Below are 12,572 nucleotides of genomic sequence, written 5' to 3'. Positions count from 1 at the left end.
ATGGAGTTTTTGTTTTATTTAACCTGCGGGCCAACCTTTTCGCCGAATAATTCGATTGACGTTCTCATGATGTCATCAGCAGGATCTCCCACATCCATATGCCCGATGAATCTTGTAATTCCGAAAATCTCTTTCATATAAGCAATTTTGTCGGCAACTTCATTCGTATTTCCTATGAATAGAGCACCGTCTTTGCTTCTCCCGCCCTCATACTGCATTTTGGTAAAGGGCGCCCAGCCTCTTGAGGACCCGATCCGGTCCATCTGTGATTTATAATTGTTAAAATATCCGTCTACCACATCCTGATCATCACTGACAAACGTATGTGAATGAATGGCAATCTGCATCTCAGATTCGGGGTGACCGGCTTTCAGATATTCCTGCTTGTAGAATTCTATAAGATTTTTAAACTGTACCGGCATTCCTCCGATGATGGCTACCACCAAAGGTATTCCCAATTTTGCAGCGCTCAGCACAGACTGTGGTGTTCCGCCGACGGCTCTCCAGATGGGAAGCTTTCCGCCATTCTTTGCTCTGGGATAAACCGTCTGATTCTGCATCGGAGCACGCAGTTTTCCCGACCATGAAACATTTTCTTCTGAATTGATCTTTAAAAGCAATTCTAATTTTTCATCGAAAAGCTCTTCATAATCATTCAGAGAATATCCGTAAAGCGGAAAAGATTCAATAAAACTCCCGCGGCCTACGAAAATTTCGGCACGTCCGTCTGAAATTAAATCGAGTGTTGAAAAATCTTCGTACACTTTTACCGGTTCGGATGAGCTGAGTACGGTAACGCCGCTTGCCAGCTTTATATTTCGGGTAACACTTGCCGCTGCTGCCAGTACGATCTCGGGAGACGAAACCGCATAATCCGGGCGGTGATGTTCGCCCATGGCAAAAACATCAATTCCGACTTCATCCATCAGTTGTACCTGGCCAATGATTTCACGGATCTTGATTCCGGCGTCATTATATTTCCCGGTATTCGGGTCTATACCCAAATCACCGAACATTCCAATTCCTAATTCCATATTGTTGATTTTTATATGACAAAGATAGGTCAGCTAAAAACCTTATGCATTGATGTTTGATAAGAAAGAAATGCATCAGGACGGGTAGTTTTCTAACAGACTTCAAACAAAAAAGACAGAGACCTCAACACGTGAAAGATTCTCTGTCTTTTTTACATTTATTTTAGTGACAATTATTTTTTCAGATACAGATCAAAATAATCGGTTACTTTCTGCATCAGATGTACCCGGTCTTTTCCGATCACATTGTGCGGATGGCCGGGGTATACGAAATAATCCAGCTGTACACCGTTGTCAACCGCAGATTTGATAAACTTGATCGAATGCTGCCATACCACCACATCATCCTGTGCTCCGTGAATCATCAGCAGTTTTCCTTTTAAGTTCTGCACTTTATCAAGGAGATTAGCCTTTGCATATCCCTGCGGGTTTTCCTGTGGTGTATCCATATATCTTTCCCCATACATAATTTCATACATGCTCCAGTCGATGACAGGACCTCCGGCAACACCCACTTTGAATACTTCCGGATGACGAAGCATAAAGCTGGTCGTCATAAAGCCACCGAAGCTCCATCCGTGGATCCCCATTCTTTCTGAATCTACATACGGCAGCGATCTGAGGTAATCTACGCCTTTCATCTGGTCGTTCATCTCGGTGGTTCCCAGGTTTCTGAATACGGCCTGTTCAAATTTCAGTCCACGGTTAGACGATCCTCTGCCATCCATTGTGAAAATGATATAGCCATTCTGTGCCATGTATTCGTACCATAGATTTCCGGATGCCGGGAATGAATTGGTCACAAGCTGCAGATGCGGGCCATTATAGAGGTATACGATCACCGGATACTTTTTGTTCTGGTCAAAATTGGTCGGCAGAATGATCTTTCCGTATAGCGGAGTTCCGTCGTCGGCTTTTAAAACCACATTTTTAATCTCAGGGCGCTGATAGTTTTTCAATGGGTTCTCAGCGTTAAGAATAGTCGTGGATTTTAGTGTATTCGTATTGATGATATTGGCGATCCTTGGCGTATTTTCATTCGTATAAATATCATACAGATGGTTTCCGTCACTGCTTAGAATACCGGTGTGAACACCGTCGGTATTGTCCAGACGCTGCATCTTGAAATTGGTCCAGTTGATTCTGTATAAATGCTTTTCAAGCGGAGTTTCTTTGGTGGAAGCGAAGTAGATTTCCTTTTTCTTTTCATTAAAACCTAAAATATCGGTAACGAGCCAGTCTCCTTTCGTGATCTGGGCAACAAGACCTTTTTCCAGACTGTAATGGAACAGGTGATTGTAGCCTGTTCTCTGGCTCTGCCAGATAAAATCCGTATTGGAATTCGGGAAGAAAGTAAGCGGATGCTGCGGCTCAACGTATTTGTCACTGCTTTCTTCAAAAAGTGTTTTCACTAAATTTCCCGTAACGGCATCGTACTGGTTCATCTTCATGTGGTTCTGCGCTCTGTTCAAAACACCGACAAAAATGTATTTGGAATCAGGGCTCCAGGTAACGGCGGTCAGATATTGATCTTTCTCGCCTTCAATGTTTAAGAATACCGTAGACTGGGTTTTAAGGTTATAAACTCCTAATGTAACCTGGTGAGACGTTTGTCCTGCCATCGGATATTTGATGCTGTGGTTTACCGCAGGCGTTACCGACCAGTCGATGATCGGGTAATCGGCAACCATCGTCTGATCCATCCTGTAGAAGGCTACACTTTCAGAGTTCGGAGCCGGGAATATCCCGGTATCGATTCCGAATTCATTCCGGTGCACATTGGAAGCACCGTTCAGTATATTTTCATTGGTATCGTTCGTCACGGCTACTATTTTCCCGTTTTTACTGACGAATAAATTATTTTTCACGGTAAAAGCAAACGTTTCCTGATCCCCGAAAACTTTTACGTCAGAAGCATCCCGGTCTATTTCAACCTTGTTCTTTATTTTCCAGTCGCTTCCTGATTTTTCAACCCAGATCATTTTTCCTTCCGCATTAAAATATCCTTTCGTGTTGCTGGTGAATTTAATCTGCGGAACGGCTTTGAATTTATTTTCTGTAATGTTTTTATTCAGCTGCGTTAAAGAAACAAGAGTATCCTGCTTATTGGTTTTCAGATCTGTAATGAGGTAACCGCCTTTTACAGCCTGGATGTAAGACTTCCCGTCTCCGGACCATGAAAACTGGGAAATATTTTTCACGGCAAGATTGCTCCTTAATCCGTTTACAGCCTCCGCCATCGTAAATTTCTGGGTCTGGGCCCATGCAGAACCACCCAAAAACAGCATCAGTAAAGATATTTTATATAATTTCATTTGGTAAAAATTGAATCATCCAAAAGTAAGAAATAAATATGATTCGTTAAGAAGTGTTAAAATAAAAGATTTACTCCTAAAATCGTGGTAGCCAAGGAAAATATTAACTACCTTAATGAGGTTTAAATTAAATGTAAACTTTTAATTAAAATAACACCAAAATCATTTCTTATCCTACGTCAATGAATTGAACGTATCCCCTGCTATAAATTTGCATCATTAATAACAACCAAAAAATATAAATACAATGGCAACAAAATGGACTTTAGACCCAGCGCATAGTGAACTTACTTTTAAAGTAAAACACATGATGATTTCCAACATTAAAGGAAACTTCACCAACTTCACCGCAGAAATCGATGCTGATGACGATACTTTCGCCAATGCAAGAACAACCGCTACCATTCAGACCGATTCTGTCTCTACACACAATACAGACAGAGACAATCACCTGAAGTCTGCAGAATTCTTCAATGTTGAAGCCAACCCGACCATTACTTTCGAATCTTCTGCACTGAACAACGAAGTAACCGGAAATCTTACCATCAACGGGATTACCAAGCCTGTAACATTGGATGTAGATTTCAACGGAATCAATGTAGACCCATGGGGTAACACAAAAGCAGGTTTCTCTTTCGAAGGAAAAATCAACAGAAAAGATTTCGGATTAAACTGGAACGCAGCTCTTGAAGCGGGTGGTGTTATGGTAAGCGAAGAAGTAAAAATCGCCGGTGAATTACAGTTTGTAAAACAAGCTTAATTTATTCAGCAGAGTTTTTAATTCAACAAAATAAATTAAAACATAAAAGGTTCAGGGATCAAAAGTCTTGAACCTTTTTTAATAATGAACAAGAGATAAAAATGAACCTCAACGATCTTCAAAACATCAGTGATCTTTTCAGCAATACCGAAAAGATGCCTGTCTTATTTCTCGGACACGGATCTCCGATGAACGCTATCGAGGAAAACCAGTTTGTACAGGGATTCCGGAAAGCGGCGGCGGAAATCCCCACCCCTAATGCCATACTTTGTGTCTCTGCCCACTGGTTTACCCGGGGAACCAGGGTAACCGCCATGAAAATGCCCCGGACCATCCATGATTTCGGAGGTTTTCCGCAGGCGTTATTTGATGTACAATATCCTGCGCCAGGATCTCCGGAACTTGCTGAAGAAACGGCCGCCCTGCTGGCTCCCGTCATGGTAGAGGAAGACCATAGCTGGGGACTGGATCACGGTGCCTGGTCTGTGATTAAGCATATGTATCCGAATGCAGACATCCCGGTGATCCAGATGAGCATCGATTATACCCAACCTGCCCAATATCATTTTGAGCTGGCTAAAAAACTACATAAGCTCAGGGAAAAAGGAATTCTGATTATCGGCAGCGGAAATATTGTTCATAACCTGCGGCTTATCGACTGGAGGAACATTAACACCGTCGGAGCCGGGTGGGACTGGGCCGTGGAAGCACGCGAGAAAACCAACCACTGGCTGCTGGATGGCAATTTCAACAATATCATTCAATATCAGGATCAGGGAATTGCACTTCAGTATGCCGTACCGAGCCCCGATCATTACCTGCCGCTGATTTATACCCTCGGGCTGAAAAACCAGTCGGACGAATTGTCTTTGTTCAATGATGAACTGATCGGCGGTTCACTGAGCATGACCAGTGTAAGGATCGGATAAAATTTCACAAAAAAAATCGGAAGATAAAAATCTCCCGACTTAAGATATGCGTAAAATTGTTAGATTCTTGTGATCGCAACAACGTGTGGTTTACCCTGAGTTGGCTGATAGATTTCCACAATTGCCTGCCAAACCACATCTGCCGGTGGTACGGAAGCATCACATCTGAAACGGTAGTTGGTTCCGTTTACTACTTGTGTCGATACTTCAAGGGGAGTATATTTTACCCCAAGGAATCCCTGCATGGCTTCGTCAAATACTTTACGGTCTTCAGGAGTTAATGGGTGAAAAGCTGTCCACCCTCCTACTAGTGCTTCTTGTTGTTCTGTCATGATTAATATTTTTTGTTTCCTACTCTTATGGCCTTTCGGATACGCCCCGTTTTTTCAATGGTTTCTGGTCTCCACAGTTTTAGTTTTTGATATTGTGAAATAATTAAGTTCCAATACATCCATACCGGATGAGTACAAAGTATTAGATTCTTGTGATGGCCACAACGTGTGGGTTACCATCGATAGGCTGGTAAATCTCTACGACTGCCTGCCAGATCACTTCTCTCGGTGGCATAGATGCGTCACATTTAAAACGGTAGTTGGTTCCGTTTACCAATTGTGTCGAGACTTCAAGGGGAGTATATTTTACCCCTACGAATCCTTGCATGGCTTCGTCAAATACTTTCTGGTCTTCCGGAGTTAACGCGTGGAATCTTGTCCACCCTCCTACTAATGCTTGTTCTTGTTCTGTCATGATTAATATTTTTGTTTCCTACTCTTATGGCCTTTCGGATACGCCCCGTTTTTCAATGGTTTCTGGTCTCCACGGTTTTAGTTTTTTATATTTTTTTCTCATGACACCTATATTATTCTTTGTTATAAGCCCCTCATGATTAAAAATATATGGTTGTGATAACATGACAAAGCTACTTCAGATCACAGATATTCTGTAGAGTACATTTACTCATTTTTCGGAATACGTATAATTACTTAGAGCCTGTTCAGGTTCTTTAGCTTAACAACTCAGATTTTAAGCAATTCTTAAATCAATGTACTTGGCCTATTTACCTTGAGTATTGCTTTACTTACCTCTGGTAACGCTCTACTTACCTTTGGTAACAGTCTACTTCACTATGGTAACGCTCTACTTCACTCGGGTAACGGTTTACTTCACTTTGGTAACAGTCTACTTCACTTGGGTAACGGTCTACTTCACTTGGGTAACAATCTACTTCACTTGGGTAACGCTCTACTTACATCTGGTAATGCTTTACTTACCTTTGGTAACAGTCTACTTCACTATGGTAACGCTCTACTTACCTTTGGTACTGCTCTACTTACCTTGAGTATCATCTTACTTACCTCGGTAATGCTCTACTTATCTCTGTTCTCAGTCTACTTACCTTGATCTTGTCTCTTTTGCGACTTTTTGGTACAGCATCTGCCTTTTATCACTAAAAATTTAGTAATATTGTTTACCATGAAAAAAACAATCGTACTACTGCTCCTGTTATTTCCTTTTTGTCTTGCATTTGCCCAGATGATTAAAGGAACTGTTGTGAATGACGCCGGCATACGAATCGCCAATGTGAATATCTATATCGACGGAACCAAAACGGGAACGACCTCCGCCGAAGACGGAACCTTCGCCTTAAATGTTGCCGGGAAAAATTTGGGAAATGTTATTTTCAGAAAAGAAGATTATGAAACTTTTGTAACGCCGGTTTCCGGGGTTATCAATAAAACCCTGAAAGTGGTACTTCTTAAAAGCAATGACATAGAAGAAGTACGGATTGTACCGTATACCGAAGAGGCTTATACTAATTACATCAATTATTTCCTGGATAGTTTTATCGGCTTCGACAAGCAAAATGTGAAAATTAAAAACCAGCGCACCCTAAAGTTTTCCTTTGATAAAAAAACAAAGATCCTGAAAGTAAAAGCACCCAAAACACTCATTATTGAAAACAAAAACCTCGGCTACGAAATTGAATATAACCTGGTGAATTACTCTGCAGATTTTAATACCAAAATTGTCAACTGCTCAGGAACAAGCCTTTTTAAAGAAACAAAAAACACCAGCAAAACCAGGCTCAACAGGATGAATGCCTACGACGGAAGCATGCTTCACTTTTTCAGAAGCGTATACAGCAATACGGTGGCTGAGGATAAATTTATCGTAAATCATGTTGTAAAGATGCCCAATCCCAAATATCCATCGGAAGAAGAACTGAAAACACTGAGCGATTACAGAAGCATGATGACCAACGCAAAGGTGGCCAACCTTCCTGAAAACATCCGCGATATTGCCGCAAGGAAAAGCAGTGAAAGCCCATATTCCCTGGCGATCGTGAAAACATTGATCCCGGATTCCGAGTATGTAAAAAGAGATAACCATGAAGTTGTTTTTTCCTTTAAAGATATATTGCAGGTGAATTATAAGAAATTCGATTATGAGCTTAAAGGAAAAGATGTTGTTAAAAGTAATATCCCCGTAGTGCAGACTTCATTTCTTTATCCCGAAGGCGAAACGTTTGAAGTATCAAAAGACGGTAATATTTCAAATCCGGATCTCCTGATCACCGAAGGAGAATTTACAAAAAACAAGATTGAAAATATGCTTCCCCTGGATTATCAGCTGGGAGATTAAGATATCGTATTACCGTCTTTAATTGTTTTAATGTTTACTGCACAGCCTGCAGGACATTGATATTTCCATAGCCGTAGCTTGAATTCGGAGTCGGATAATAGGTGGCAGACTGTCTCATTTTATTGAGTACCTGATCTCTCGTCCATGAAGGATTCTTAGCCCATACCAAAGCGGCTATTCCTGCTGTGGAAGCAGTGGCTACAGAAGAGCCGCCCACGTAATCGGTTTGCCCGTTGTAATAGCTTAAGACCGGAATACTGTTCCCTGAAGCCCGCTCCATCTGGTAGGTAAAATCAATCTCGGCCCCGGAATGGCAGACCTCACACTTCTGATTGGATGTATTTTCTTTTACACCGGTTATCGCCTGCGTCTCTGGCATCCACGCCGGGAAGATCACGCCTACGAAATTGGTGAAACTGGTTGAAGTTCCGCCCGCACAGAAGATCAGTTTCCCTTTTGAATAAGCATACTTTACGCCGTCTTCAATTTTTCCTACGGAGAAGATATGCCCCATCGACATAGAAATGATCTTTACGCTATTGTTATTTGCCAGTTCGGTAAACGCGATCTTTACGCCGTTCTGCTCATGGTAGCCATCCAGCACAACATTGGAAGCCGCTCTGTAGGTTACGAGACTGGCATTGTAAGCGACGCCGACCGGTTGTCCCAAATTATTTCTGGGAGCTGCCACCGCCGAAGCCATGCTGGTGCCGTGACCGCATTGATCTGCAGGACCGTCGTACCCTGAGCTCCATGGCCATATCGAATCTACATACACTCCATGTTTACTGATGCTCCTGCCGGAAGAAAGACCGTTGTTAAAAGAAGATCCCAGTAAAGACTGCTCCGGAGAAACGCCGCTGTCGATGACTCCGATGGTGACGCCTGCTCCGGTACTGTAGCTCCACGCATTGATAATATTATGTTTGGTAAAAGACCACGGCGCCTTTGCATTGGGTGTAACCGTCGTATAATCTGCCGTGCTTAAAGCCGTAGATTCGAAGCCGCAGCCTGATGACGAACTACCGGATTTCGATGCATTGCCGAATTGCTTTTCATTTTCAAAATACCGGTAATCTGCGGGCTCTACGTAGCGGATGCTTTTCATTTTGCGTAAAGCGATGACCGTTTCCTGCTTTTCGATCGTGACATCCATCTGGTTGAGGTACTGATCGGATGAAAGAAGGAGCCTGCTGCTTTTTCCTTCATACTGTTCGATTACTTTCATAATCTCCTCTTCAACGGATTTGCTGTCGGGAGTCAGGCTTCTGTCGAAAGAAGAACCGAAACCGATGGAAGCAATTTTATTTCCCCGGAAAATAGCGCTCCACACAAAATGATCGGATGACTCTTTCCATGAGAACCTTCCTTTGGTCCTGATCGTTTCATTGATTTTCTCATTAATCTGCTTTGCCGTTAAAGGATCTTTCTGAACGACTTCCATGTTTGCCGCCGAATTCTGCAGATCGTCCCTGTTGCATGCCGTAAAAACAAAGAACAGCATGAATAAATAAAATACATTTTTCTTCATGTTAAATACTATTTGATTGGTAAAACCAAGATATCACTTTACATTGAAGTACAGAACATTAAATAAAAAAATCAAAACATTTTTTATTATGCCTGCAATAGGACTACAGAGGTTTTGTGTAGCAGACACTGGTCTCAACACCGATGTACTGCCCGTAATTCGGAATTCTGGTATAGCCGATTTTCTCATATACCGCCACCGCTTCGTTTTGCTTCAGGGATGTTTCAAGCACTGCTTTTGTGTAGTTTAATTCTTTTGCCCAGGCTTCGAGTTCTTTTACAATAACGGTGGCCAAACCTCTTTTCCTGAAATCCGGGTGGGTATACATCCTTTTGATCTCTACCGTCCTGTCATCAAATTTCTTGAATGCTCCACACGCCGCCGGAACGTCATCCATATAAACTACAATGCAGTTTTTAATGGAATCAAGTTTATTAAACTGATTAAAGAAAGCCTGCTTTTCGCCGTTGCGAACAGCCAGATCTGCATCTAAGAATTTTACGAGTTCCTGAAAATCTCTATCGGAAGAATCTGTTCTGTTTATCTTCATTTTTATCAAATTAATTTTATACTTCTATATAAAAACACCGGACTGTGTTGCAGAAATCTGCGAATAAAAAAGGCTTTCATTTCTGGAAGCCTTTTGATATCTGTTTAGATTAATTTACTACAAATTTTCTTTCGTTAATCAGTTCTGCGATGGCCAGCATATCTTCTCCGATGAGGCGGTCGTCTTCCAGCTTAGCCACTTTTGAGCGGAGTATGGCAAAGTTTTCTTCAATGATCTTTGAACATTTGGAAGGTCTTCTGAACTCTAATCCCTGTGCGGCAAACATCAATTCCACGGCTAAAATATTTACTAAATTCCCAAGCACCTGATTGAACTTTCTTCCTGAGATACTTCCCATGGAAACGTGATCTTCCTGCCCTAAACTCGTCGGGATCGAATCTGCCGAAGCCGGGAAACACAGCGTCTTATTCTCCGTCACCAATGCCGCTGAAGTATATTGAGGAATCATAAAGCCTGAATTTAATCCTGAGCTTTCCGTTAATAATCTTGGCAGTCCGTATTTTCCTTCCAATAATAAATAGCTTCTTCGGTCTGAAATATTACCGAGCTCAGCCGCCGCTAAAGTTGCATAATCCAATGGTAGAGCCATCAGCTGACCATGGAAATTTCCTCCTGAAATCGATTCTTCAGCGCTTAATACGATAGGATTGTCGGTTACGGAATTCAGTTCTGTTTCGGCCATCATCTTAAGATGTTCGAATGCATTTCTGCTGGCCCCGTGGACCTGCGGAACACATCGCATCGAATACGGATCCTGCACCCTTTCGCAATCTTCATGGGCCTGCAGGTTTTCCGAGCCTTTTAAAAACTTCAGCATCCTTGCCGCTACTTTTTTGCTTCCCTCGAAAGGCCTGATGTCATGCAGCTCTTTCCTGAACGGACTTGCCGAGCCTCTGTATGCTTCAAGGCTCATGGCGGCCGTCATGTCTGCAAGATCAAGTAAGTATTCAAATTTCTCCAGGCCTTTGATGGCGTGGGAAAGAATGAATTGTGTCCCGTTGATCAGTCCCAACCCTTCTTTTGGTCCTAAAGACAGAGGTAAAAGGTCATTTTTATCTAATATTTCAGACGTATTGAACATTTCATTTCCAACCCATACTTTACCCAATCCTAAAAGAGGCAGTACCAGATGCGCAAGGGGTGCCAAATCGCCGGAAGCCCCTACGGATCCCTGCTCGGGAACCACCGGAATAATATCTTTTTCCAGCATCAGGATCATTCTCTCGATCACTTCCAGGGAAACCCCTGAGAATCCTTTCGAAAGCGCATGAACTTTAGCAATCATCATGATCTTTGAAAGTTCTTTATCGATAGGTTTTCCTACCCCTACTGCGTGTGAAATGATCAGGTTATACTGCAGCAGCGCCGTTTCGTCTGCCGAAATCTTGGTATCGCACAGCGGCCCGAATCCCGTGTTGATTCCATACACACACCGGTCTGACTCTACAATTTCCTGAACATTCTTCTGTGATTTTAAAATCTGCTCTTTCGCTGCTTTATTAAGTTTAGCTTTATGAGGCGTTTTACAGATCTCCAAAACATTATGGAAACTCAAAACATCTACACCGTATATCATTCTCTAAATTTTGTCTTAAAATTACACATTTAGCCATAATTGGGAAAACTAATTTTCCGGACTGAAGATTTTATGAAAAGAAGAGGATTAATTTCCTATTTTTACCGCCGAAATAAAAAATTAATATCCTTATGAAACTAAAAATGCTGATGCTTGCACTGGCTCTGGCAAGTACCGCTTCTTTCGCACAGAAAGTAAAATACACCAAAGAAGAAATCAAAAAGATGGAACAATACCTTTTCAACGAAGGGTTCAATACGCCATCTCCTAAGAAAACATCCACAGTGATCCTAAAAGACGGAAGCATCCACAAAGGTTTCTGCAGTAAGACCGACACGAAAAAAGGACAGATCTTCGAGGTTGCCCTTAAAGATAGCATCACGAAAAAAAGCCAGACTTTTGAAGCAGACCAGATCGCAGAAATGTACATCTACCCGAGCAATGCCGAGAAAATGGCAAAAGTGGCCAAATACATGGGCAACATCAGAAACTACAGCACCCGAAAACTGACGAAGACCACCAATAATGACAGAATCTATTTTGTAAACCAGACCGTTTCGTTAAAGAACAAAAAAGATGACCAGGAGTTCCTGATGCAGGTGATCAATCCTGGGTTCGACGATATTATTTCCGTTTATCATGATCCCAGAGCGAAAGAAACCGGAGGGGTTTCATTTGGTTATGGTCCTCAGCTTGGCGGTGGAGTGATCAAATCGTTCTATGTAAAAAAAGGAGGTAAAGTGCTTTGGTTGCATAAGGATGATTTTGAAGACAACTATGATTTTCTTTTTGGGGATAACGCAGAATTCATGAAAAAATATCCTAAAAAATCGGTGGAGTGGGATTACTTCAGCTTCCTGGTCAATGAATATACACAGATGACCAACGGATAATCAAACCGAACTTATATAAACAATGCTGCTTTTTCAAAGGCGGCATTTTTTCTGCACATTTCCGGAATGCTGCGCAGGTTTATGGTAAAACGTAAGCATCTTTTACCCAAAACGTCGAAACCTTTTAAGTAAAACGTCGGGAGGTTTTCACCAAAACGTCGAAAGGTTTTGTTTAAAACGTCGGAACGTTTTCCAGCAAAGAAAATAACGATTGAAAATCAACACATTACACCAGCATCATTAAGTTTAAATCTTTCATCTTTTATCCGAATAGGTTTTATTTAAATAAAATCTGATTAAAACGTATCATTTATTTAAAT

11 protein-coding genes are annotated in these 12,572 nt (G+C 41.8%); 4 read left to right on the top strand and 7 right to left on the bottom strand.

What is annotated here, in order from left to right:
* Positions 1-14: 14 nt before the first annotated feature.
* Positions 15-1,034, bottom strand: coding sequence for an LLM class flavin-dependent oxidoreductase (locus tag AC0N32_RS12415; RefSeq protein ID WP_476394185.1), 1,020 nt, complete (start codon positions 1,032-1,034; stop codon positions 15-17).
* Positions 1,035-1,207: 173 nt separating this feature from the next.
* Complete coding sequence (locus AC0N32_RS12410; RefSeq protein ID WP_476394184.1) at positions 1,208-3,349, bottom strand: S9 family peptidase; 2,142 nt, start codon at positions 3,347-3,349, stop codon at positions 1,208-1,210.
* 247 nt (positions 3,350-3,596) lie between these two features.
* Here AC0N32_RS12410 and AC0N32_RS12405 point away from each other — a divergent pair, with 247 nt between their 5' ends.
* Positions 3,597-4,109 (top strand): YceI family protein, encoded by a 513-nt coding sequence (locus AC0N32_RS12405; RefSeq protein ID WP_476394183.1) that lies wholly within the window; start codon positions 3,597-3,599, stop codon positions 4,107-4,109.
* Between the two features lie 101 nt (positions 4,110-4,210).
* Positions 4,211-5,038, top strand: coding sequence for a 4,5-DOPA-extradiol-dioxygenase (gene ygiD, locus AC0N32_RS12400; protein WP_476394182.1), 828 nt, complete (start codon positions 4,211-4,213; stop codon positions 5,036-5,038).
* Between the two features lie 59 nt (positions 5,039-5,097).
* Here ygiD and AC0N32_RS12395 read toward each other — a convergent pair whose 3' ends face one another.
* Both AC0N32_RS12395 and AC0N32_RS12390 read right to left on the bottom strand, forming a co-directional pair.
* The gene (locus tag AC0N32_RS12395) at positions 5,098-5,370 is read right to left on the bottom strand and encodes a hypothetical protein (protein WP_476394181.1); all 273 of its coding nucleotides are present in this window, start codon (positions 5,368-5,370) and stop codon (positions 5,098-5,100) included.
* A gap of 142 nt (positions 5,371-5,512) precedes the next feature.
* The gene (locus AC0N32_RS12390) at positions 5,513-5,785 is read right to left on the bottom strand and encodes a hypothetical protein (protein ID WP_476394180.1); all 273 of its coding nucleotides are present in this window, start codon (positions 5,783-5,785) and stop codon (positions 5,513-5,515) included.
* A gap of 726 nt (positions 5,786-6,511) precedes the next feature.
* Between AC0N32_RS12390 and AC0N32_RS12385 the strand changes: the two genes are divergently transcribed.
* On the top strand, positions 6,512-7,681 hold the full coding sequence (locus tag AC0N32_RS12385) for a carboxypeptidase-like regulatory domain-containing protein (protein WP_476394179.1): 1,170 nt from the start codon (positions 6,512-6,514) through the stop codon (positions 7,679-7,681).
* 34 nt (positions 7,682-7,715) lie between these two features.
* Here the strand turns inward: AC0N32_RS12385 and AC0N32_RS12380 are convergent, their stop codons facing one another.
* The 3 genes from AC0N32_RS12380 to hutH all read right to left on the bottom strand — a co-directional run bounded on the left by AC0N32_RS12380 (position 7,716) and on the right by hutH (position 11,359).
* Positions 7,716-9,212, bottom strand: coding sequence for a S8 family peptidase (locus tag AC0N32_RS12380; RefSeq protein WP_476394178.1), 1,497 nt, complete (start codon positions 9,210-9,212; stop codon positions 7,716-7,718).
* A 103-nt stretch (positions 9,213-9,315) separates the two neighbouring features.
* A complete protein-coding gene (locus AC0N32_RS12375; RefSeq protein ID WP_476394177.1) occupies positions 9,316-9,762 on the bottom strand; it encodes a GNAT family N-acetyltransferase in 447 nt (148 codons plus the stop codon).
* A 109-nt stretch (positions 9,763-9,871) separates the two neighbouring features.
* Complete coding sequence (gene hutH, locus AC0N32_RS12370; protein ID WP_476394176.1) at positions 9,872-11,359, bottom strand: histidine ammonia-lyase; 1,488 nt, start codon at positions 11,357-11,359, stop codon at positions 9,872-9,874.
* Between the two features lie 131 nt (positions 11,360-11,490).
* On the opposite strand from hutH, the gene AC0N32_RS12365 reads away from it, so the two are divergent.
* Entirely contained in the window at positions 11,491-12,252 is a 762-nt protein-coding gene (locus AC0N32_RS12365) for a hypothetical protein (RefSeq protein WP_476394175.1), read from the top strand.
* Positions 12,253-12,572: the final 320 nt, after the last annotated feature.

This window comes from Chryseobacterium endophyticum (genome assembly GCF_056333165.1).
This window is presented reverse-complemented; position numbering and strand designations above follow the sequence as displayed.

What these genes read in the sequence shown, in the direction of transcription:
- AC0N32_RS12415 (WP_476394185.1), bottom strand. Translation starts at nt 1,034, where the DNA reads ATGGAATTAGGAATTGGAATGTTCGGTGATTTGGGTATAGACCCGAAT.
- AC0N32_RS12410 (WP_476394184.1), bottom strand. Translation starts at nt 3,349, where the DNA reads ATGAAATTATATAAAATATCTTTACTGATGCTGTTTTTGGGTGGTTCT.
- AC0N32_RS12405 (WP_476394183.1), top strand. Translation starts at nt 3,597, where the DNA reads ATGGCAACAAAATGGACTTTAGACCCAGCGCATAGTGAACTTACTTTT.
- ygiD (WP_476394182.1), top strand. Translation starts at nt 4,211, where the DNA reads ATGAACCTCAACGATCTTCAAAACATCAGTGATCTTTTCAGCAATACC.
- AC0N32_RS12395 (WP_476394181.1), bottom strand. Translation starts at nt 5,370, where the DNA reads ATGACAGAACAACAAGAAGCACTAGTAGGAGGGTGGACAGCTTTTCAC.
- AC0N32_RS12390 (WP_476394180.1), bottom strand. Translation starts at nt 5,785, where the DNA reads ATGACAGAACAAGAACAAGCATTAGTAGGAGGGTGGACAAGATTCCAC.
- AC0N32_RS12385 (WP_476394179.1), top strand. Translation starts at nt 6,512, where the DNA reads ATGAAAAAAACAATCGTACTACTGCTCCTGTTATTTCCTTTTTGTCTT.
- AC0N32_RS12380 (WP_476394178.1), bottom strand. Translation starts at nt 9,212, where the DNA reads ATGAAGAAAAATGTATTTTATTTATTCATGCTGTTCTTTGTTTTTACG.
- AC0N32_RS12375 (WP_476394177.1), bottom strand. Translation starts at nt 9,762, where the DNA reads ATGAAGATAAACAGAACAGATTCTTCCGATAGAGATTTTCAGGAACTC.
- hutH (WP_476394176.1), bottom strand. Translation starts at nt 11,359, where the DNA reads ATGATATACGGTGTAGATGTTTTGAGTTTCCATAATGTTTTGGAGATC.
- AC0N32_RS12365 (WP_476394175.1), top strand. Translation starts at nt 11,491, where the DNA reads ATGAAACTAAAAATGCTGATGCTTGCACTGGCTCTGGCAAGTACCGCT.